Annotated in this window: 18 protein-coding genes; 11 read left to right on the top strand and 7 right to left on the bottom strand. The window is 68.0% G+C overall.

Going from position 1 to position 20,504, the window contains the following annotated elements:
* Positions 1-36 precede the first annotated feature (36 nt).
* Both QEP15_RS09895 and ggt read right to left on the bottom strand, forming a co-directional pair.
* Positions 37-1,548, bottom strand: coding sequence for an ABC transporter substrate-binding protein (locus QEP15_RS09895; RefSeq protein ID WP_062840869.1), 1,512 nt, complete (start codon positions 1,546-1,548; stop codon positions 37-39).
* A 47-nt stretch (positions 1,549-1,595) separates the two neighbouring features.
* On the bottom strand, positions 1,596-3,224 hold the full coding sequence (gene ggt, locus QEP15_RS09890; protein WP_280148739.1) for a gamma-glutamyltransferase: 1,629 nt from the start codon (positions 3,222-3,224) through the stop codon (positions 1,596-1,598).
* Positions 3,225-3,316: 92 nt separating this feature from the next.
* Between ggt and QEP15_RS09885 the strand changes: the two genes are divergently transcribed.
* Complete coding sequence (locus tag QEP15_RS09885) at positions 3,317-4,219, top strand: LysR family transcriptional regulator (protein WP_280148738.1); 903 nt, start codon at positions 3,317-3,319, stop codon at positions 4,217-4,219.
* A 3-nt stretch (positions 4,220-4,222) separates the two neighbouring features.
* On the opposite strand, the gene QEP15_RS09880 is transcribed toward QEP15_RS09885, so the two are convergent.
* The 3 genes from QEP15_RS09880 to QEP15_RS09870 are packed head-to-tail and all read right to left on the bottom strand — an operon-like array spanning position 4,223 to position 8,667.
* Positions 4,223-6,394 carry a phosphocholine-specific phospholipase C gene (locus QEP15_RS09880; RefSeq protein WP_280148737.1) on the bottom strand — a complete coding sequence of 724 codons (2,172 nt, stop codon included), beginning with the start codon at positions 6,392-6,394 and terminating at the stop codon, positions 4,223-4,225.
* 35 nt (positions 6,395-6,429) lie between these two features.
* Positions 6,430-6,627 carry a hypothetical protein gene (locus tag QEP15_RS09875; protein ID WP_174245375.1) on the bottom strand — a complete coding sequence of 66 codons (198 nt, stop codon included), beginning with the start codon at positions 6,625-6,627 and terminating at the stop codon, positions 6,430-6,432.
* Between the two features lie 21 nt (positions 6,628-6,648).
* Positions 6,649-8,667: an alkaline phosphatase family protein gene (locus QEP15_RS09870; RefSeq protein ID WP_280148736.1), complete on the bottom strand. Its 2,019-nt coding sequence runs from the start codon at positions 8,665-8,667 to the stop codon at positions 6,649-6,651.
* A gap of 844 nt (positions 8,668-9,511) precedes the next feature.
* Between QEP15_RS09870 and QEP15_RS09865 the strand changes: the two genes are divergently transcribed.
* From QEP15_RS09865 to gspN, 9 genes are all read left to right on the top strand, one after another.
* Positions 9,512-9,955: a general secretion pathway protein GspC gene (locus QEP15_RS09865; RefSeq protein ID WP_280148735.1), complete on the top strand. Its 444-nt coding sequence runs from the start codon at positions 9,512-9,514 to the stop codon at positions 9,953-9,955.
* An 89-nt stretch (positions 9,956-10,044) separates the two neighbouring features.
* A complete protein-coding gene (gspG, locus tag QEP15_RS09860) occupies positions 10,045-10,473 on the top strand; it encodes a type II secretion system major pseudopilin GspG (protein WP_056316420.1) in 429 nt (142 codons plus the stop codon).
* Positions 10,445-10,933 carry a type II secretion system minor pseudopilin GspH gene (gene gspH, locus QEP15_RS09855; protein ID WP_280148734.1) on the top strand — a complete coding sequence of 163 codons (489 nt, stop codon included), beginning with the start codon at positions 10,445-10,447 and terminating at the stop codon, positions 10,931-10,933. The genes gspG and gspH overlap by 29 nt, the downstream gene beginning before the upstream one ends.
* Positions 10,920-11,354 (top strand): type II secretion system minor pseudopilin GspI, encoded by a 435-nt coding sequence (gene gspI, locus QEP15_RS09850; RefSeq protein WP_280148733.1) that lies wholly within the window; start codon positions 10,920-10,922, stop codon positions 11,352-11,354. The genes gspH and gspI overlap by 14 nt, the downstream gene beginning before the upstream one ends.
* Positions 11,351-11,962, top strand: a complete 612-nt coding sequence (locus QEP15_RS09845) for a prepilin-type N-terminal cleavage/methylation domain-containing protein (protein ID WP_280148732.1) — start codon at positions 11,351-11,353, stop codon at positions 11,960-11,962. Before gspI ends, QEP15_RS09845 begins: the two co-directional genes overlap by 4 nt.
* Positions 11,959-12,945 carry a type II secretion system minor pseudopilin GspK gene (gene gspK, locus QEP15_RS09840; RefSeq protein WP_280148731.1) on the top strand — a complete coding sequence of 329 codons (987 nt, stop codon included), beginning with the start codon at positions 11,959-11,961 and terminating at the stop codon, positions 12,943-12,945. Before QEP15_RS09845 ends, gspK begins: the two co-directional genes overlap by 4 nt.
* A complete protein-coding gene (gene gspL, locus QEP15_RS09835) occupies positions 12,942-13,934 on the top strand; it encodes a type II secretion system protein GspL (RefSeq protein WP_280148730.1) in 993 nt (330 codons plus the stop codon). The genes gspK and gspL overlap by 4 nt, the downstream gene beginning before the upstream one ends.
* Positions 13,931-14,515 carry a type II secretion system protein GspM gene (gene gspM, locus QEP15_RS09830; RefSeq protein WP_280148729.1) on the top strand — a complete coding sequence of 195 codons (585 nt, stop codon included), beginning with the start codon at positions 13,931-13,933 and terminating at the stop codon, positions 14,513-14,515. Before gspL ends, gspM begins: the two co-directional genes overlap by 4 nt.
* On the top strand, positions 14,515-15,279 hold the full coding sequence (gspN, locus tag QEP15_RS09825; RefSeq protein WP_280148728.1) for a type II secretion system protein N: 765 nt from the start codon (positions 14,515-14,517) through the stop codon (positions 15,277-15,279). Before gspM ends, gspN begins: the two co-directional genes overlap by 1 nt.
* A 21-nt stretch (positions 15,280-15,300) precedes the next feature.
* Here gspN and gspE read toward each other — a convergent pair whose 3' ends face one another.
* Positions 15,301-16,728 carry a type II secretion system ATPase GspE gene (gspE, locus tag QEP15_RS09820; RefSeq protein ID WP_062840860.1) on the bottom strand — a complete coding sequence of 476 codons (1,428 nt, stop codon included), beginning with the start codon at positions 16,726-16,728 and terminating at the stop codon, positions 15,301-15,303.
* A complete protein-coding gene (gene gspD / locus QEP15_RS09815) occupies positions 16,725-19,106 on the bottom strand; it encodes a type II secretion system secretin GspD (RefSeq protein ID WP_280148901.1) in 2,382 nt (793 codons plus the stop codon). Before gspD ends, gspE begins: the two co-directional genes overlap by 4 nt.
* 176 nt (positions 19,107-19,282) lie before the next feature.
* Here gspD and gspF point away from each other — a divergent pair, with 176 nt between their 5' ends.
* Complete coding sequence (gspF, locus tag QEP15_RS09810) at positions 19,283-20,488, top strand: type II secretion system inner membrane protein GspF (protein WP_152384132.1); 1,206 nt, start codon at positions 19,283-19,285, stop codon at positions 20,486-20,488.
* The last annotated feature ends 16 nt before the right edge of the window (positions 20,489-20,504 follow it).

The following is a 20,504-nucleotide window of genomic DNA, read 5'->3' as shown; positions in this document are numbered from 1 at the left end:
GTCCGGCGGGTGCGGCGGTCGATTGCCGCCCCAACATTACTTCTGCGCGAACGTCACGCCCTTGAGCCGGATCATACCGTCCGGGTAGGGAGTGAAACCCTGGACCTTCTTGCTCATGACGAAGGGCCACGGCTGGTAGTAGTTGTACACGCCGGGCAGTTCGTCCTGGATGATGGTCTGCGCCTGGTCGTAGATGGCCTTGCGCTTGGCCTCGTCCGGCACCGTGCGCGCCTGGTTGAGCAGCTTGTCGACTTCAGGGTTGCAGTAGTGGCCGTCGTTCAGCGCGCCCTTGCAGGTGACGAAGGCGTGGATGTTGCCGTCGGGATCGACCCGGCCGGACCAGCCCAGCATCACGATCTGGAAGTTGCCGCCCGAGGCTTCCTTTTGCAGCGCCGCGTATTCGGTCGGGCGCAGCGACAGGTCAAAGCCCGCCTCGGCCGCCATCGCCTGGACGATTTCGGCGATGGACGAGGTGGTGGTGTTGTTGCCAAACACCAGCTCGGCCTTCACGCGGTCAAAGCCTGCCTGCTTGAGCAGGCTCTTGGACTTGGCCACGTCGCGCTGGGTGACGGGGAACTTGTCGCTGTGATAGGGGCTGGCGGGCGGGAACGGCTGCTGGGCCGGTTCAAAGATGCCGCCGCCGGCCACTTCATTGATGGCGTTGCGGTCGATGGCGTACTGGAATGCCTGGCGCACCAGCTTGTTCTTGAAGGGGTTGTCTTCGGCGCGCTTGCCGTTGCCCACGTTGAACATGAACTGCTGGAAGCCCAGCCCCGCGACCGGTGCGAACGTCAGGTTGGCGTCGGTCTTGACCTGCGGGGCGTCGGACGGATTCAGGCGCTCAAGCATGTCCAGGTCGCCGGCGCGCAGGTTGGACAGGCGCACGGTGGTGTCCGGGATGGGCAGGAACGTCAGGCGCTTGAACGCGTAGTCCTTGGCGCCGTAGTACTGGTCGAATTTTTCGAGAACGATGCGGTCGTTCTGGATGCGTTCGACGAACTTGTACGGACCCGAGCAGATGGGCTTGCGGCCCACGGCGGCGACGTCGTCCGAGAAGGTCTTGGGCGACAGCATCATGCCGGCTCGGTCGGACAGCTGCGCGAGCAGCGTGGCGTCCGGTTCCTTCAGGGTGAGCACCAGCGTGGTGGCGTCCGGCGCGTCGACCTTGGCGACCGAACGGAGCTCGCCCTTGCGCAGGCTGTCCGGCAGGCTCATGGCGCGTTCCAGGTTGGCCTTGGCCGCGGCCGCGTCGAACTTGGTGCCGTCGTGGAACGACGCGTCGTCGCGCAGCTTGAAGGTCAGCACCTTGTTGTCGTCGCTGAACGACCACGAGGTGGCCAGTTGCGGCACGAAGTGCAGTTTGGGATCGATGTCCACCAGCTTGTCGCACAGCGACGTGAACACGATGCGGCCCACGTAGGTGCGGGCGCGGTGCGGATCCAGAACATCGGGATCTTCCTGCAGGCCGATGCGGATGTTCTGGGCGCTGGCGGCGCCGGCGGCCAGCGCCAGCAGGCTGGCGCCGAAGGTCATGGTCAAGCGTTTCATTGTGTTTATTCCCCTTGTTGCTGCATTTGCCGGTTTAAGGAAGCGCTTTAGAAGCCCACCGCCTGGCCGTCACGACGGCTGTCGCTAGCGGCGACGTAACCCAGTTCGTTGTCGTTTTCGGACATGCGCCAGATGAATTGGCCGGCGCCGAAATCCATGTACGGATCGTCAACGGATTTCAAAGCATGCCCCAGGTCCTTCAGTCCCGCAATCGTAGAAGCCTTCATATTGGTCTCGATGTCGAGCGTGAAGTCGCGGTTGACCTTCCAGCGCGGGGCGCAGCATGCGGCCTGCGGGTTCTGGTGGTAGTCGATCATGCGGACCACGGTCTGCATGTGGCCCTGGGGCTGCATGTCGCCGCCCATGACGCCAAAGCTCATGACCGGCTTGCCGCCGCGCGTGAGGAAACCCGGGATGATGGTGTGGAACGGACGCTTGCCGCCTTCGACCACGTTGGCCGACTTGGGATCCATCGAAAAACCCACGCCGCGGTTCTGCATGCTGATGCCCGTGCCCGGCACGACCACGCCCGACCCGAAGCCCATGTAGTTGGACTGGATGAACGAGATCATCATGCCGTTTTCGTCGGCGGCGGTCAGGTAGATGGTGCCGCCCGCGTGCGGACGGCCGGCCTCGAAGCGGGTGGCCTGGTCCAGGCGGATCAGCTTGGCGCGGCTGTCCAGGTAAGCGTCCGACAGCATCTGCTCGGGCGTGACCTGCATGGCGCGCGGGTCGGCGACGTACTTGTAGAGGTCGGCGAACGCCAGCTTCATGGCTTCGATCTGGATGTGCTGCGATTGCACCGAATCCACGGGAATGTCGGCCATGTCGAAGCGTTCGACGATACCCAGCGCGATCAGCGCGGCGATGCCCTGCCCGTTCGGCGGGATTTCGTGCAGCTCGTAGCCGCGATAGGACTTGGAGATGGGCTTGACCCATTCCGGACGGTAGCCGCGCAGGTCTTCCAGCGTCATCGCGCCGCCGCATTCCTTGCTGAAGGCGGCGATGCGCTCGGCCAGTTCGCCTTCGTAGAAGTCGCGGCCCTTGGATTCGGCGATGCGGCGCAGCGTGTTGGCGGCGTCGGGGAAGCGGAAGTGCTCGCCGACCTTGGGCGCGCGGCCTTCGGGCAGGAAGGCCTGGGCGTAGCCAGGCTGCGACTTCAGTTCCTCGGCGGCGGCGGCCCACTTGTGCGCCACGACGGGCGGCACGGCGTAGCCGCGTTCGGCGATCTCGATGGCGGGTTCGAACAGTTGTTCGAACGGCAGCTTGCCCAGCTTTTCATGCAACGCGGCCCAGCCGGCCACCACGCCGGGAACCGTGACCGCGTCCCAGCCGCGCTTGGGCTGGATGGCCAGGCCATTGGCGTCGGTGCCGTACTTGCGCTTGAAGTATTCGGTGTTCCAGGCGGCGGGCGCGACGCCCGACGAGTTCAGGCCGTGCAGCTCCTTGCCGTCCCAGACGATGGCAAAGCAGTCGCCGCCCAGGCCGCAGGAAACCGGTTCGACCAGGACGATCGTGGCCGCGGCCGCGATGGCGGCGTCCACGGCGTTGCCGCCCTTGAGCAGCATGCGCAGCCCCGCCTGGGCAGCCAGCGGGTGCGACGTGGAAACCACGTTGCGGGCAAACAGCGGAATGCGGACGGAAGGATACGGGTTGGCCCAGTCGAAGGTTTTCATGTGGCGGGTCTCATAAGGTTAAGCGGGCGAAGTTACTCTCGTGCTTTAATTAAATCAATTTGATTTTTTGTTCCGTCATAAAAGAATTTTTTATGAATACGATCCGGTTCATGCGCACGTTTCTGGCTGTCGCGCACCATGGTTCCTTCTCGGAAGCGGCCGAGCAAGTGGCCCTGACGCAGGCGGCCGTCAGCTTTCAGATGCGCTCGCTGGAAGCCGAGCTGGGGCGAGAACTTTTCGACCGCAGCGGGCGCCTGGCCATCCTGAACGCGGCCGGGCGCGAATTGCTTCCTGAAATCAAGCACTTGCTTGATTTATACGACAGACTGCGGCGGCCGAACACCGCGCCCGGCGAATTGGCCGGGTCCGTGTCGGTGGGCAGCATCGTGTCCTGCATGGGGACGTTATCGAAGGTCATCTCGGGATTGAAAAAGGCCCACCCCAAGCTGGACGTGCGCATCCTGTCGGGCAAGGCCAGCGAGCTGGCGGGCAAGGTCGAGGACGGCGAGCTGGACGCGGCGTTTCTGGTGGAAGCCGGGCGCAAGATGGCCAGCACGCGCTGGACCGCACTCTATGAAGAACAGATGGTGGTGATCGCCCCGCGCTCGGCGGCCGGCAAGGACGCCCGCGAAGTGCTGGCGGGCAATCCGTTCCTGCGCTTTGACCGCACCCAGCGCACCGGGCTGCAGATCGACCGGCTGCTGCGCCGGATGGCGGTGCCGGTCAATGACTTCCTGGAACTGAACGCGATCGAGACGCTGGTGGAACTGGTGCGCCAGGAAGTCGGCGTGACGCTGCTGCCGCTGATCAACGGCGCGAACTGGCAGCACAGTCCGGAGTTGCGGATCTTTCACCTGCCCGACGACCTGGGGCCGCTGTCCCGTTCCATTGGCATGCTGGAACGCCGCGAACACGCCCGCCAGGGCATCACTGCGGCGATCTGCGAGGCGTGCGCGCAGGCTTTCCGCGCACGCGAACCGCAGACCGCCGCGTGACGTTTACATCGCCATGGCCGGATCGGTCACGGACGCCTTGCCGGTTTCGACGCGGCCGGCAAAGCGGCGCAGCCACGACGGATCCTCGGCCAGCCGCACCGTGAAGTCGTACCACGCGTGGCTGCCCGCCAGCGCCCAATGCTGCTCGACCTGCGCGCCGCCTGCGACCGTGAAGGTCCAGCGCTCGTGGTTGGCGTAATAGGCGTTGGGCGTGACTTCAAAGGTGCACGGGGTCTTGCCGGCGTTGATGAAGCTGACGTAGACGTCGCCATTGGCGATGTCGTAGCAGACGCGGATCTCGGCATCCTGCTGCGCCGTGCGGTCATGCGCCACGTCGCCGGCGAAATGGCGGTGCCAGCCGTTGGGGCCCAGGACCCACAGGTCATATTTGCCGCCGTCGGCCGCCGTGTCCCAGCTGCCTTCGAGCTGCTTGCCCGGTTCCACGGTGTAGCGGCGCGGCAGGCGGTCCAGATGCAGGCGGTCATACACATGGAACACCGCGGCCTGTTTACCGGTGTTTGAAAACACCAGCCACATGTTGCCGGTGCCCGGCTGGCTGCGGCCGCTCGCGTGCAGCTCGTACGGCAAGGCGCGGGAATAACGCACGCCGGGCTCCTGCACGCCCTTGGCCTGCGTGGAGGGATCGGGCAGCGGCACGGCGGTCAGCGCTTCCTGCGCGGCGCGTTCCTGGTCCGATCCGCTGCGGGTCAGGATGTTCAGGTCGGGCAGTTTTTCGTCGTTGGGCGTGGCGAAGTTGAAGGCCGAGGTCAGGTCGCCCAGCACGGCGCGGCGCCACGGGCTGATGTTCTCTTCCTTCACGCCGAAGCGGGCTTCCAGGAATTGCAGCACGGAGGTGTGGTCGAAGGCCTGGGAATTGACCCAGCCGCCACGGCTCCAGGGCGACACGACGTACATCGGCACGCGAGGGCCGGGGCCGTAGACGCGGTTGTCGGCCGCGTCCTGGGCGGACGCGTGCGTGTGGCGCTCCAGGTCGGTGTTGACGGTGGAGGCGCCGGCCATCGAGCCATCGGCATTCAGCGAGGGCGCGGCGGGCGGCGGCACGTGGTCGAAGTAGCCGTCGTTCTCGTCGAAGTTGATGAGCAGGACGGTCTTGCTCCAGACGTCCGGATTGGCGGTCAGCGCGTCCAGCGTTTCCTGGATGTACCAGGCGCCCTGCACGGGGCTGGAGGGGCCGGGGTGCTCGGAGTAGGTTGCCGGCGCCACGATCCATGACACCTGCGGCAGCGTGCCGTTCATCGCGTCGTCGCGCAGCGCCTGCAGGAAGCCGCCGTCCGGCATCGTGTTGGCGGTGCCCTTGTAGAGCGGATTGGCCGCGTCCATGCTGGGCGTCCAGGCCGGGTAAGGCGCGCCATTGCTGCCGTTGCCCGCCAGTTCGTTGGCGCGGCGGTACTGCTGGAAGCCGGCCAGCGGGTTGTCGCCGAAGTTCTCGGGCAGGTTCTGGTAGACCTTCCACGTCACACCGTTTTCCTGCAGGCGCTCCGGATACGTCTTCCAGGTCCAGCCGATGTTCGAGGCGCCCAGGCTGTCCCATTGGTTGCGGGTCGAGGGGCCGTTGCCCTGCGCCAGCGGATCGTTGGTGCCGGTCCAGTGAAAGAGGCGGTTGGTGTTGGTGCCACCGTGGGTGGAACAGTGGTAGGCGTCGCACAGGGTGAAGGCATCGGCCAGCGCGAACTGGAACTCGACTTCCTTCTGGCGGTAGTAGCCCATCGACTGGTTCTGCTTGTAGCGGGGCCATTGATACATGCGGCCGCCGTCCCAGGCCATCTGCGCATCCACGTAGTCGTGGGGCGTGCCGGCCACGCGCTGGGCGTTGCCCTGCGTGCTGTCCAGGTGATACGGCATGACGACGCGCGTGCCGTTGGTCTGTTCCCAGACCGAGCGGTCCTGCGGCAGCGGGATGGTCATGCGGTCGCCAAAGCCGCGCACGCCCTTGAACGTGCCGAAGTACATGTCGAACGAGCGGTTCTCCTGCATCAGGATGACCACGTGCTCGACGTCGTTGATGGTGCCGGTGCGGTTATTGGCGGGAATGGCGAGCGCGCGGCGGATCGCGGGCGGGAACATCGACAGCGCAGTCAGGCCCGCCGTGGAGGCAGCGGCGTTGCGCAGGAACCGGCGCTTGCCGGCGTGGATCGTGTCTTTATCGGACTTCACGGAGGATTTTCCTATGTGTCTGGAATAGGCGCGGCTCAGGGCGCGCAACGCAGTTCGGGCTTGGCCGGCGGCGGCGTGGTGGGCGTTTCGGGCTGGGTGGGCGTTCCGGGATTGCCAGGCGTGGCGGCGTCGTCGTCGCCGCCATCGTCGCCACCGCAGGCGGCCAGGGTGGCGGTCAGCATCAGCACCGCGCCGGCGCGCAGGAAACCGCGCAAAATCATGGACTTGCTCATGGGGTATTTATCCTTGGGACATCAGGGAAACAGTTCGTGGACGGACTTGCCGGACAGGGCGAGGGACTTCACTTCTTCCTCGGTCAACGCCCGCGACCAGAACGCCAGGTCATCGAAAATCATCGTGTACGGGCCCTTGGTGCCGGCGCAGCAGATGCCGTAGGTGCCGCGGCCGTCTTCGTTCAGGCCGATGTGCGGACCGAAGATGCCGGCGACCTGGGCCAGGTTGACGCCGGGCGTGGCGGTGGAGGTCACGCTGCGCACAAAGCCCAGTTCGCTGTCGTAGCGGTAGGCGGTCATGGTGCGGGCCGTCTTGTCGATGGTCATGGCGATGTAGACGGGCTTGTTGGGCGTGAACTTCACGCCGTTGATGTCCGCGCGCTTGCCGCCGCCAGCGATGTTGAAGCGCAGTTCGGGCCCTGCCCATTGGGCGATGGTGATGCCAGGGTTGCCGCCGGAGTTGTAGTCTTTATTGCCGATGATCGAGCGGTCATTGGCGGTGCCGTCGGACTGGAACCAGAAGCCGATGGTGAACGCCTGCACGCTGTCCAGGAGGCCCGCCGGATAGTCCAGCTTGAATGCGCCCAGGGCCGCCGAGCCGCGCTCGTTCCGGAAGCTCTTGCCGTACACGCCGGGGTCGGCATAGGCGGGCGCCTGGGTGCCGTCGAAGGGCGTGATCGCGCCGCCGCCGGCGGCCTTGTCGGCCACGTCGCCCTCGAAGGGGAAGAACATGGTCAGGCCGGTGCGCAGCGAGGCCAAGAGGGGCACGGGCTTGACGTAGACGACCGTGGCGCGCGCGGCGCTGACCGCGTGGCCGGTGGAGACGCTGTAGGCCACTTCATGCACGCCCTCTGCAGTGAAGGTGAAGCCGGTGTCGACGTATTCGGTGGCGGTGCCGGGCAGGCGCGCGACTTCCTTGCCGTCGCGGCTGACGACGATGTCGCCGGCGGGCTCCCCAACGCGGACCCAGGTGACGGTGACGCTCTTGTTGTCCATGGAGGTGCGGGTGGCGACGCGGCGCAGCGCCAGCGGCTCGCTAAGCGCGGTGCCGGCCATGTCGTAGGCGGCGGCGTCGGGCAAGGCATCCAGGTGCGACAGGACGGTGGGCGCCACGTCGGCCGCGCTGGGCAGCGCGTACCAGTTGGTGTCCCATACGCCGTCGAACGAGGCGTCGTCGGCGCTGCCGCCGAGCAGCGCGGGCTGATTGGCGGCGAGCAGAATGGTCTTGTTGGAGGAGAACGGCAGGCCGTCGCTGCCGCCGGTCTTGTCCAGGCCGTGGCTTGTGGCGACGACCATGAGCCAGTTTTCGTTGGGATGCGCGGCGCGGCGGTCGGCCAGCTGTTTGGCCAGGACGCCAAGGGCGGCGTCGGTCTGGCGGATGACGGCGTCGTAGGTGGTGCCGAAGCCGTTTTCGGCAGCGGCGCGTTCGGGCGCGCCGAATTGCGCGACGACGAGGTCGTAGCCTTCGGCGATGCGGTCGCGGGCTTGAGAGGCGACGCAGTCGTCCTGGCCTGCGCAGTCGGTTAGCGTCTGGACGTAGCCGGCGTCGCGGTCGATGTTTAAAAGGCTGGCCAGCAGCGGAGAGTTGAAGGCGCCGGCGGTGCGCGCTTCAGGCTGTGCGGTCTTGATGCGTTGGAACAGGCTGGGGGCTTTCATGCCCTGGCTCTGTGCATTGGAGCGCACGCCGTGGACGTCGGCCCATTGCCCGGTGAGCAAGGTGGCCCAGCCAGGTGCGGTGAGCGTGGGCTGTTGGGTCACGGTGCCGGTCACGCCGCCGGTCCAGGCGCGGGTGGCGGTCAGCTGGCTCAGGTTGGGCAGCGTGTTGTCCGCCACGCCGCGCCGCAGCGCGTCATACGTCAGGCCGTCCACGCCGACAAACAGCACCTTGCTGGCGCTCGCCTCGCCCGGCGTTGTCACGGGCGGCTGGGTCGGCGGGGCCACGGGGGCTTCGTCGTCATCGTCATCGCCGCCTCCACAGCCGGCCAACACGCTGGTCGCCAGCAACATGGCGCACCATCTTCTCCAATTCAATGTCTGCATTGCTTCTCTTCTCTTTTTCATGAAGGGGGTCTTACGCTGGCCGACATGGTGGCGACCAAACGTGAAAGACCCGTGAAGCAAAGGCGAGAAACCTTGATTGCTGAATCAGGATTCTTTTGCGGATGAGGCAATGCAGGTGTGCAGTTCGGTGGGTTCGTTTGCCTGCGAGGCAAGGGAGCGGGTGGGTTTTCGGCGGCTGGGAATGTGGTGATGGCGGGTGTTTGACACTCGGAAATTCGACACGACATGCCGGTGAGCTTCTCCCCGAGCTGCCTGACGGCTTGTTCGCTTTTTGCGTTTTGGCTTGCCTGGGGTTGAGTTCTTGAGACGTCCGGCACGGCGACGGCCCGGGGCGCGCGGGGCCACGATTGCGGTCCGGAGCCTTCGCTCCGGACTTGCCTAGGCGGCCCCCCCCGTCGTCATCTTCGTCCGCCTTCGGCTCCCTTCAGATTCCCTCGGGCTTATCGACGCCCCGCGCACCCCGGGCCGCCACCGCACCGGACTCGAGCAGTTGAAGTTTTCCGGGCGGCGGGACGGTCAGCGTGCTTGGCGTTCTGTTGGAGACGTGCCCGGGGTTGAAGCGGCTTGCGGTGCCCGTCCCCGTTCGGCCGCGCGGGCGGCCTCCGGGGACTTACGCGGTGTCTTGCGTCGTGGCGATGACGCTTCGCGTGTGGCGGGGTTTGGGTCGGAATTCTTTGGGGGGAGATGATCGTGTCGAGTGTCTGACACCCAGAGAGACATTGCGGCAGACCAGCATTCACTTCCATGGGTGTGAGACACCCAACATTGCTGTCATGAATCGCCGCTATAGTCGGCCGCGTTGCTTCATCTGCCGTTCAATCCCATGCCTTTAATCCTGCGCCTGCCCCTGCCCTCCGCGCCCGCTTTGCTGCGTGTCCTTGCCGTGCTGGTTTTTGCCGCGGGGCTTGGCGTGTGGGCGTCTATCCTGTTTGCGCCACAGCCCGGGCCCCTGCCCCCGGCGGTCTCGGCCGCTGCGCCGCGTGCGGCCGACAATACGCCGGTCGCGTTGTGGTTCGGCAAGGACGAAGCCATGCGCACGCAGATAACGGTGCTGGGGGTGATCGCGGCTGGGCCCGATGGTGCGGCCGTGCTGAGCGTGGACGGCGGACCGCCGCTGGCTTGGCGCGCGGGGGCTGAAGTGGCGCCGGGCATCGTGCTTCGCGACATCGCGGCGGACGCCGTGACGGTCGAGCAGTCGGGCCGCGCGAGCCGCCTGGCCGCGCCGGCTGCCCAGGACGCGCCGGGTGGGATCACGCGCTTGAAGTGAATGCCGGCGGGTGACCTGCCGGCGTGCGCATTACTGTCATATTTCATGTCCACAATCCCGGGCTTCTACTGAAAGACCGGAGTTGCAAAGTGCGTCAGTTACCGCGCGGGCTTGCCCGCCAGCAGGGCTTCACCCTCATCGAGATCATGGTGGTGATTGTGATCATGGGGATTCTGGCCGCGCTGGTGGTGCCGCGCGTGCTCGATCGCCCGGATCAGGCGCGTCAGGCGGCCGCCCGGCAGGACATTGCGGGCATCATGCAGGCGCTCAAGCTGTACCGGCTGGACAATGGCCGTTATCCGACCACGGCGCAGGGCCTGCGCGCGCTGGCGCAGAAGCCGGAGGGCGTTGCCAACTGGCGTGGCTACCTGGACAAGCTGCCCAACGATCCGTGGGGACACCCCTACCAATATCTGAGCCCCGGCGTCAAAGGCGACGTCGATGTCTTCTCGTTCGGCGCGGACAACAAGCCCGGCGGAGAAAGCGGCGATGCCGACATCGGTTCCTGGGAACTCTGAACGCGGCTTCACGCTGGTCGAAGTCCTGGTGGTGCTGGTGATCGTGGCCATCGCGGCCAGCATGGTGAGCCTATCGGTCGGCCGTGGCGACAATCGTCTGCGCGCCGACGCCGAGCGGCTGGCGGACGCGTTCACCGTGGCGCAGAGCGAAGCGCGCAGCGACGGGCGCCCGATCCGCTGGCTGGCAAACGGCCAGGGGTGGTCGTTCGAGCGCAACGGCCGCGCGGCGGGCCCTACCGCGCAAGACGACATCCCGGTGCCTCCCGACCGTCTCGACACGGACGAGGTGTTGCGTCCGCAGGCCTGGTCGGCCAGCCCGGTGCAATGGCGGCTCGATCCGGACCGGCCGCTGATCTTCAATACGGAATGGGTGGCCGCGCCCATGACGTTGACGTTGAGCGCGGCAGAGGTGCGCGTGACACTGCAACGCGATGCCGCGGGACGCTATGAGATCCGCTGACGTATCCGCCCAAACCGCCCTCGATGGCGCGGCATTGCCGCGTTCGCGCAACCGCGAACGCGGTTTCACGCTGATTGAAGTGCTGGTCGCGCTGGCGATCATCGCCGTGGCGATGGGCGCGGCGTTGCGCGCCACGGGCGTCATGGCCGCGAACAACCGCGCGCTGCAGGACAAGACCCTGGCGTTGCTGGCGGCGCAGAACGCGCTTACGCAGCTGCGACTGGAACAGACGCTGCCGCGCGCCGGCTCGCAGACGGTGCCGTGTCCGCAAGGCGGCCTGGCGCTGCAGTGCGAACTGGTCTTCACCAATTCGATGAACCGCAGCTTTCGGCAGGTGTCGGTGAAGGTCCACGACGCCGCGTCTTCGCGCGATGGCGCGATCCTGCTGCAGCTCGACGGACTGCTGTCCAGCCTGCGATGACTGTGCGCCGCCCACCGCAATCCCAGGCTGGCTTCACGCTGATCGAGGTGCTGGTCGCCCTGGCGCTGATGGCGCTTGTCAGCCTGATGGCCTGGCGCGGCCTGGCCAGCGTGTCGGGTGCGCGCGATCTTATCGCCGCGCAGGCCGAGGACACGGACGCCATCGTACGCACGTTGGGTCAGATGGCGCGCGATGTGGAGCTGTCGTACGCGGGCCCTGCGTTCGATTCACCGGGTCTGGACGCGGTGTCGTTCACGACGGGCCTGCGGCTGTTGCCGCGCGCCGCCGGCGGGCAGACGCTGGAAGTCCTGCGTCCCGATCCCGATGGCAACGGCCTGTGGCAGCGTGTTCAATGGCAGGTCCGCAAAGACGGCCTGTGGCGCACGAGTGGCCCGTCCGCGCCGCGCAGTCCGTTGCCGGCGGCCGTTGACGGCGTGCTGCTTTTGCCGGGCGTGCGCAATCTTGCACTGCGCGCCTGGGTGCCGGGCGTGGGCTGGGTGGATGCGAACGCGGCGTTCGCGGCGGCGCCCAGCGGGCTGGAGATTGTTTTTGATCGTGGCGTGCCGGGCGATCTGCGGCGCTACTCGCGCATCCTGGAGCTGCCATGAGCCGCAGGGCTGTTCACACACAGGCCTCATGCAGCGGTCATGGGAGAGGCGGCGGGAACCGCCAACGCGGCGCGGCGGTCGTCAGCGCGCTCATCGTGGTTGCGATCGTGGCCGCGCTGACCACCAGCCTGTTCCAGCGGCAGACCGCCAGCACGCGGCGCGTGGAGAACGAACTGGCGCGCGTGCAGGCGCGCGCGATGCTTGCGGGCGGCATCGACTGGGCGCGGCTGGTGGTGCGCGACCATGGCCGGCGCGAGCCCACCACCCGCGGCGACCAGATTTGGGCGACCCCGGTGCTGGACACCCGTATCGAGCGCCCCGGGGACGACCGCGTGGCGGTGTTCTCGGGCGGGGTCCAGGACGAACAGGGCAAGTACAACCTCTACAACCTGGCGCGCAATGGCGTGGCGCAGCCCGAGCAGGAAGAGATTCTGCGGCGCCTGCTCGGCACGCTGGAATTGCCCGACACGCTGGCCGCGCGCATCGTCGACATCGTTGCGGCCGCGCAGCCGCCCGCGCTGGCGGCGGACGCGCCCAACACCGCGGCGCAGCCCGGCCCGCTGGCGCGCGCGCCGTTGCCGCGCGGCGTGGACGAAGTCGCGGCGCTGCTGGACCTTGAACCGCCCATGCGAAACGCGTTGCGGCGCACGATGACGCTGCTGCCGTCGGCCACCCAGGTCAACGTCAACACCGCGCCCGCGGAGGTGATCGCCGCGCTGGTGCCGGGGCTGTCGCTGGCGCAGGCCCGTGCCCTGGCGGGCGAGCGCGACCGCGGCAACTGGTTCAACAACACCGGCGACTTCGCCAACCGGCTGGCGGGCACGGGCATGAAGACGCCCGCACCCGCCGTCTCCACCAATAGCAGCTGGTTCCTGGCCAGCGGCACCGTGGTCTATGAACGGGCGCGCGTCTCCATGCAGGCGCTGATGCGCAGCGCCCCGCCGGCCGCTCCCGAAACCCTCTGGACGAGAGAAACACCTTGAAGAACACCCTGCGCATCGCCCTGCCCGCGCTGGAGGAATTTGGCGCCGATTCGCCGCTGCCCTACGCCTGGTTCGACCGGCGCGGCCGCTGCGTGCGGCAAGGCGAGCTGGCGCTACGCGCTCTTGGACACGCCTGGCCCCAGGCCGCGTGCGAAGCGGTTCTGCACCCGGCCGACGTCATTTCGGCCACGGTGCAGATTCCCGCCGTGGCGCGCGCGCACTTCGGGGCAGCCGTGCGCGGCGCGCTGGAACCGCTGGTCCTGAGCGACCTGGATGGCCTTGCCATCGGTCACGGCGCACGCGCCGCTGACGGGTCCGTTGCGCTGGCCTGGTCCCCGCGCGAACCGGTGCGCCGCGCGTGGGGCCTGCTGAGCGAGCAAGGCCTGCGCGTGCGCGCGCTGATCGCCCCGCAAGCGCTGGCGCCAGCCACCGATGCGCCGCTGCGCGACCCTGCCGATCCGCGCTGGCACGCGCCCTCGCCCGCCTGGTCGCTGGCCATGCCGCATCTTGCGCCGGTCAGCGTGTCACGCTGGCGGCCGGTGTGGCGATGGGGCGCGCTGGCGGCCGTGGTGTGGATTGCGGGTTTGAACCTGTATGCCGCGCAACTGCGCGGCGAAGCGGACACCTTGCGGCGTGGCATGCACGACCAGGTGCTGGCGGCATTTCCGAACGTGCCCGTCGTGCTGGACCCGGCACGCCAGGCGCAGCAGGGGCTGGACGCGTTGCAGGCCAATCGCGGCGCCACCAGCGCCGGCGACTTCCTGCCGCTGGCCCGCGCCGCCGCGCAGGCGCTGCCCTTTGCCGCCGACAAGGTCGCTCACCTGACATATGCCGACCAGGCGCTCACGCTGCAACTGGCGGACGCCGGCCCGCAAGCGCAACGCGTCGCTGAAACGCCGGCGCTGATCCAGCAAGCCGCCGCCCTGGGGCTGAAGCTGGAGCGCGGCGACACCGACAACACCTGGCGCATCGTGCGCAGCCAACCATGACACCGCTACATCGACTTCAAGCCGCGTGGCAGGCCGCCCGCAAACCCGTGGACCCCGCGCTGGCGCGCGCCCGAGCGCGCTACCAGGCGTTGGCCCCGCGCGAACGCCGCCTCGTCGCCGGCGCCGCGTTGCTTCTGGGCGCGGCGATTGGCTTTGTGACGCTGATCGAGCCCGCCCTGAACACTGTGCGCAAACTGCACGCCGAGCTGCCAGGCCTGCGCACGCAGGCCGCCACCGTCGCCGACCTGACGGCGCAAGCCCCCTCCCTGCGTCAGCGCAACGCGGTGCCCGCGGGGGCCATGCCCAGCACGCAGGAACTGTCGGCCAGCCTGGAACGCGCCGGCCTGCCCGCCGGGCAATGGACGCTGGCCGATGCCGACGCGGGCGGCGTCGCGCTGTCGTTGGCGCAGGCGCCGTCATCGGCGCTGATGCGCTGGCTGGACGGCGCGGGGCGCGATTGGGGACTGGCCATCTCGCAGGTGGACCTGACGCGCGCCGCAAACGCCAACGGACGGCCGCTGCCGGGCCTGGTCAACGGCAAGGTCGTGCTGCTGCCGCCGCAGGCGGCCGGGAGCCGCTGATGCCGCTGAAACTTCCTTCACGCCGCGTGGCGGGCCTGTGGCTGGCTGGCGTGTTGTGCGCCGCAGCTGCGGGTGCCGCCGTACTGCCTGCGCGATGGGTGCTGGCGCTCTTGCCCGCCGACGCGCCGGTCACGTTGGCCGACGCGAGCGGCACGCTGTGGCACGGCAGCGCGTGGATCGCCCTTGGCTCCGAAGGCGCGCGCCGCGTGCTGCCGCAAGCGGTGCAATGGCAATGGCGCTGGGACACGATGGCGCTCGACATTTCGCATCCCTGGCTGCAAGGCACGTTGCGCGCGCGCCCGGGGTGGAACGGTCTGGCGCTGCCCGCAGCGTCCCTGCGCGTGCCCGCAACGGTTCTGCCTGCGATCGGCGCGCCTTGGAATACGTTGTCGCCGCAAGGCATGCTCGAAATCAACTGGCAGCCCTTGCGCCTGGGCGCCCCGCTTCCCCCCGGCCCGGTCGTGGACGTGCGCTGGCGCAACGCCGCGACTGCGCTCTCGCCCATCTCGCCAGTGGGGACTTATTTGCTGCGCGTGCAGGGCGGTAAAACCGGCGCGACGCTGGTCCTCAGCACGGAAAGCGGCCTGCTCGACGTCAGGGGCCAGGGCGGTAGCGGCTCCCAAGGCATCAGCTTCCAGGGCGAAGCCACGTTCGCCCGATCGGCCAACGAGGCCGATCGCGCCGCGCTGGACGGTCTGCTGTCGACCCTGGGCCGCCGTTCGGGCGATACGGTGACGTTCAGCGTGGGGAAATCCGGGCGATAGGAGCGGCGTCGGGCGCGGCTGCTACGCGTCGCGCGTGACGCGCAGGATTTCCTCTGGCGACGTCTGCCCCGCGTCCACCCACCGCTGGCCGTCTTCGCGCATGCTGCGCATGCCGGCGGCCGCCGCGGCGCGGCGCAGTTCGCGTTCGTCGCGGCCTTCGTGGATCAGGCGGCGGGCCTCGTCGTCCACCGTGAAGAGCTCGTGGATGCCAGAGCGGCCGCTGTAGCCGGTGTGGTTGCAGGCCTCGCAGCCCACGGGGTGAAAGACCTGCACGCCATCCAGCATCGACGGCGACTTGCACGCCGGGCATAGCTTGCGCACGAGCCGCTGCGCCAGCACGCCCAGCAGCGACGACGCCAGCAGGAAGGGTTCGACGCCCATGTCGGTCAGGCGAGTGACGGCGGACACGGCATCGTTGGTGTGCAACGTGGCCAGCACCAGGTGGCCGGTCAGCGAGGCCTGCACCGCGATCTGCGCGGTTTCCAGGTCGCGGATTTCGCCGATCATGATGACGTCCGGGTCCTGGCGCAGGATGGCGCGCAGGGCGAGCGCAAAGCTCATGTCGATCTTGGCATTGACCTGCGTCTGGCTGATGCCGGCCAGGTCGTATTCGATGGGATCTTCCACCGTCAGGATGTTGCTGGTGGAGGCGTCCAGACGGCTCAGCGCCGCATATAGCGTGGTGGTCTTGCCGCTGCCGGTCGGGCCGGTCACCAGGACGATGCCGTGCGGCTGGCGGATCAGACGGTCCAGCTGCGACAGAACGCCCGGGCTCATGCCGAGCTTTTCCAGTTGCAGCCGGCCGGCCTCCTTGTCCAGCAAGCGCAGCACGGCGCGCTCGCCGTGCCCGGTCGGTAACGTGGACACGCGCACGTCGATGGGTCGCCCGCCCACGCGCAGCGCGATGCGCCCATCCTGCGGCAGGCGCTTCTCGGCGATGTCCAGGTGCGCCATGATCTTGATGCGCGAAATCAGCGCGGCATGCAGCGCCTTGCGCGGCGACACCACGTCGCGCAGCGTGCCGTCCACGCGGTAACGCACCACGGAATGCGTTTCGAAGGGTTCGATATGGATATCGCTGGCGCCGTCGCGCGCAGCCTGCGCGAACAGCGCATTGATCATGCGGATCACCGGCGCATCGTCCTGCGCTTCCAGCAGGTCCGCCACCTCGGGCATGTCCTGCATCAGCCGGTCCAGGTCGATCTCGTTCTCCGCCACGCCCATCACCGAGGCCGCATCTTCCGAGTGGCTGTAGGCCGCGGTCAGCAGCGTCTCCAAAGCCTCGTCGTCGATTCGCGTCAGGCCGATATCGCCGTGACAGCGCCGGATCTCGCGCACGGCCCATTCCGGCGTGCGCGGACTGACCGTCAACTGCGCCTGCCCCCCGCGTAGCGACAGCACCGCGCGCTGCGCGCGGGCCCAGGCGTACGGTAAAGGGTGCGCGCTCATAGCAGCTTCTCGGGGTCCACCGCCACCGTCATCATGACCGGCCGCGGCGCGCGGATGGGTTGCTGGGCGGGCGCGGGCGGCGTGCCGGGATACTGGCGCACCGCAAAGGTCTCGACCGTGGCCGGCGGCGGACGGCGCAGCGTGGCCGCCTGCTGCTCGGGCCGCAGATCGTAGGCGTTGTTCGACACCGACGGCGCCGAGCCCGGCAGCGGCAGCATCGGCGCCTGCATGTCCGGCAGCGCCCAGTGGTCGCGCGGCTGAACCGCGCCCTGCGCGCGCCGCATGTAGTCGTAGCGGTCCATCGTGACGCTGGCGCTGCGGTTGGCGTCGCGCACCACGTACGGGCGCAGGAACACCATCAGGTTGGTCTTGGTGCGCTTGCGCGTGTCGTAGCGGAACAGCGACCCGATCACCGGCAGCGAACTCAATCCCGGTACCGCGTTGGACGTGAGCGTCACGTTGTCTTCCAGCAGGCCGCCCAGCACGATGATCTGGCCGTCGTCGATCAGCACGCTGGTGTCGATGGCGCGCTTGTTGGTGACGATGCCGGTGGTGGCGTTCGAGCGGCTTTCGTCGATGCTGCTGACTTCCTGGTAGATGTCCAGCTTGACCGAGCCGCCTTCGGAAATCTGCGGCCGGATGTTCAGTTTCAGGCCCACGTCCTCGCGTTCGATGGTCTGGAACGGATTGGAGCTGCCATTGCTGCCCGAGGTCACGTACTGGCCCGTCACGAACGGCACCGTCTTGCCGACCAGGATGCTGGCCGACTGGTTGTCCAGCGTCAGCAGGTTGGGCGTGGACAGGATGTTGGCCTCGCCCGTGTTCTGCATGGCGCGCGCCAGCACGCCCAGGTTGATGACCTCGTTGCCCAGCACGTCGACCGTGCCCTTGACCACGCCCAGGCTCAAGCCGCTGCCCAGCGCGTCGATCGAGGTCGGTCCGTTGCCGGTGATGCCGCTGCCGCCCAGGTTCGTGCCGCCGATGAAGCTGGTGCCGTTGCCGTTGATGTTGCCCGCGCCGGTCATCCACTGGATGCCGAATTCGGCGGCCTTCTCTTCACTGACTTCCACGATCAGGCTTTCCACCAGCACCTGCGCGCGGCGCTGGTCAAGCTGGTCGATCACTTCACGCAAGCTGCGGTACAACGGCTCGGGCGCGGAGATGATGAGCGAGTTGGTTGCGGGGTCCGCCTGGATGGTGGCGCCGCCCGCGGAATACGACACCGCCTGCGTCGAATTGTCTTCGCGCGCGATGCGCTCCTGTTCGCCCGACAGGCCACTGCGCGACGAGCCCGACTGGCTGGACATGCCCATGCCTGCCTGCGTCCCCGAGCTGCTGGCCATGGTCTGCGCGCGCGCGCCGCCCTGCGCGCCGCCGGTGCTGCTGCTGGCGCCCGGGGCCACGCCCGGCGCCGAATTTGCCTGGCCCGTCAGCAGCCCGCCCAGCACCTCGGCGATGCGCGTGGCCTGCGCGTTGCGCATGTACACCACGTGCAGATTGCCCGCGCGGTTCTGCTGCGCGTCCAGCTTCTGGATCAGTTCGCGCGCCAGGCGCGTGCGCGCCGGGCTGCCCGAACGCACCAGCACGCTGTTGCTGCGCGGATCCGCCACGACCGCGATGCGCTGCGTGGGGTCGCTGCTTTGCGTGTCGAGCAGCTGCGAGGCCAGGATGGCGATGTCCGTCGCGATGGCCGATTGCACAGGCACCACGTCCGTGTCCATCGAACTGGGCACGTCGATGCGCGCGATGACCGCGGCGATGCGCTCCAGGTTGTCCGCGTAATCCGTCACGACCAGCGTGTTGTTGCCGGGGTACGCGTTGATCGGGTTGTTCGGCGGCACCATCGGGCGCAGCACCGGCACCAGGTTCGCGGCGTTCTCGTACTTCAGCGGGAACACCCGCGTCAGCATTTCGCCGCTGTTGCCCCCGCCTTTGGCAAAGGCCGACACGGGCACGGGCGCCCTGCCCGCCGCGGCCGGCGCGCCAGCCGCAGGCTTGGCGCCTGCCGGTCCCGCTCCGCCCACAACGGCGCTGCCTTGCAGCTTGGCGTCGGCCTCGGGCACGACGCGCGTCACGCCGTCCACGTCGACGATGGCAAACCCTTGCAGCCGCAATGCACCGGTCAGCATGGACAGCGCCTGCGCGCTATCGACGGGGCGATCCGAAACCAGGGTGAGCTTGCCCTTGACGCGGGGGTCCACCAGGAAGTTGCGCTGCGTGAACAGGGACAGCGCGCGCAACACGGCGGGGATGTCCGTGTCGACGAAGTTCAGGCTGACGCGGTTGTCCGCCTGTTGTGCGTGAGCCGTGCCGGCGGCGGGTCCGAGTTGACTTGCGGCAAGCAGGAATGCAAGGCTGAATTGCGCGATGTGACGCATGACGAGATAGGTGCCCGAGACGTGAAATCGTTTGGAAAAACGGGAAAGCGCGTCGGAGTATACGGGGTGTGACTGCAACATCCCGGTCATATTTCATAGGCAAGGTGACGGGCTGGAAACCCTTTAAATTCGGGGCTCTTGGCGATTTCGGCAGGTGCTTCCGCTTTATTACAGCCATGCCTTCCTATCGCTATGAAGCCACCGACGCGCTCGGAAAAATCGTGCGCGGCACGATCGATGCCGACTCCGAACGCGGCGCCCGGAACCAGTTGCGCGGCCGCGGTTTGCTGCCCTTGTCGACCGCGCTGGCGGCGCGCGCCGAAGGCATGGGCGCGGCGCTGCGCGCGCGTCTGTCGGACGCCGATCTGGCGTGGCTGACGCGCCAGCTCGCCAGCCTCCTGGCCGCACGCCTGCCATTGGATGCGGCGCTTAGCGCCACGCTGGAGCAGGCCGAGAAAAAACACATTGCCGCCACGCTGGGCGGCGTGCGCGACGACGTGCGCGCCGGCCATCGCCTGTCGGCGGCGCTGGCCTCGCGGCCGCGCGACTTTCCCGAAATCTATCGTGCGCTGATCGGCGCGGGCGAGGAATCGGGCGACCTGGCGCAGGTGATGGAAAAGCTGGCCGACTACATCGAGGAACGCAACACCTTGCGCAGCAAGGTCATGACGGCCTTCATCTACCCGGCGGTGGTGGCCAGCGTATCGGTGGTCATCGTGATCTTCCTGCTGGGCTATGTGGTGCCGCAGGTGGTGTCCGCCTTCAGCCAGGCCAAGCAGGAATTGCCGATGCTCACGCGCGTGATGCTGGGGCTGTCGGACTACGTGCGCGAATGGGGCGCGGTCACGGGCATTGCAGTCGTGGCGGCCATCGCCTTGTGGCGCTACGCGCTGCGCGCACCGGCCGCGCGGCGGGCCTGGCACGCGCGCGTGCTGCGGCTGCCGCTGGCCGGCCGCTTCGTGCTGGGCGTGAACGCCGCGCGCTTTGCGTCCACCCTCGCGATCCTGAGCGGCAGCGGCGTGGCCCTGCTGACCGCGCTGGAAGCCGCGCGGCGCACGCTCAGCAACGACGTGCTGCGGCTGGCGGTCGACGAGGCCGCGGCGCGCGTGCGCGAGGGCGCGGCGCTGTCATCGTCGCTGGGCGCGCAAAAGGTCTTTCCGTCGCTGCTGGTGCACCTGATCGCCAGCGGCGAGAAGACCGGGCGGTTGCCCGAACTGCTGGACCGGGGCGCGCAGAACCTGTCGCGCGACCTGGAGCGGCGCGCGATGGCGATGACGGCCCTGCTGGAGCCGGCGCTGATACTGCTGATGGGGGGATTCGTCCTCTTGATCGTGCTGGCGGTGATGATGCCGATTCTGGAGATGAACCAGTTGATCAGGTAGGAACGCGGGCCGCGAG

The sequence above is a fragment of the Achromobacter mucicolens genome (assembly GCF_029866465.1).
GTDB classification, from domain to species: domain Bacteria; phylum Pseudomonadota; class Gammaproteobacteria; order Burkholderiales; family Burkholderiaceae_B; genus Achromobacter; species Achromobacter mucicolens.
This window is presented reverse-complemented; position numbering and strand designations above follow the sequence as displayed.

Excerpts from the sequence above, each read along its gene's own strand:
- QEP15_RS09895 (WP_062840869.1), bottom strand. The coding sequence starts at position 1,548 with ATGAAACGCTTGACCATGACCTTCGGCGCCAGCCTGCTGGCGCTGGCC.
- gspK (WP_280148731.1), top strand. The coding sequence starts at position 11,959 with ATGAGCCGCAGGGCTGTTCACACACAGGCCTCATGCAGCGGTCATGGG.
- gspD (WP_280148901.1), bottom strand. The coding sequence starts at position 19,106 with ATGCGTCACATCGCGCAATTCAGCCTTGCATTCCTGCTTGCCGCAAGT.
- QEP15_RS09865 (WP_280148735.1), top strand. The coding sequence starts at position 9,512 with ATGCCTTTAATCCTGCGCCTGCCCCTGCCCTCCGCGCCCGCTTTGCTG.
- QEP15_RS09875 (WP_174245375.1), bottom strand. The coding sequence starts at position 6,627 with ATGAGCAAGTCCATGATTTTGCGCGGTTTCCTGCGCGCCGGCGCGGTG.
- ggt (WP_280148739.1), bottom strand. The coding sequence starts at position 3,224 with ATGAAAACCTTCGACTGGGCCAACCCGTATCCTTCCGTCCGCATTCCG.
- gspE (WP_062840860.1), bottom strand. The coding sequence starts at position 16,728 with ATGAGCGCGCACCCTTTACCGTACGCCTGGGCCCGCGCGCAGCGCGCG.
- QEP15_RS09845 (WP_280148732.1), top strand. The coding sequence starts at position 11,351 with ATGACTGTGCGCCGCCCACCGCAATCCCAGGCTGGCTTCACGCTGATC.
- gspF (WP_152384132.1), top strand. The coding sequence starts at position 19,283 with ATGCCTTCCTATCGCTATGAAGCCACCGACGCGCTCGGAAAAATCGTG.
- gspH (WP_280148734.1), top strand. The coding sequence starts at position 10,445 with ATGCCGACATCGGTTCCTGGGAACTCTGAACGCGGCTTCACGCTGGTC.
- gspN (WP_280148728.1), top strand. The coding sequence starts at position 14,515 with ATGCCGCTGAAACTTCCTTCACGCCGCGTGGCGGGCCTGTGGCTGGCT.
- gspM (WP_280148729.1), top strand. The coding sequence starts at position 13,931 with ATGACACCGCTACATCGACTTCAAGCCGCGTGGCAGGCCGCCCGCAAA.
- QEP15_RS09885 (WP_280148738.1), top strand. The coding sequence starts at position 3,317 with ATGAATACGATCCGGTTCATGCGCACGTTTCTGGCTGTCGCGCACCAT.
- QEP15_RS09870 (WP_280148736.1), bottom strand. The coding sequence starts at position 8,667 with ATGCAGACATTGAATTGGAGAAGATGGTGCGCCATGTTGCTGGCGACC.
- gspI (WP_280148733.1), top strand. The coding sequence starts at position 10,920 with ATGAGATCCGCTGACGTATCCGCCCAAACCGCCCTCGATGGCGCGGCA.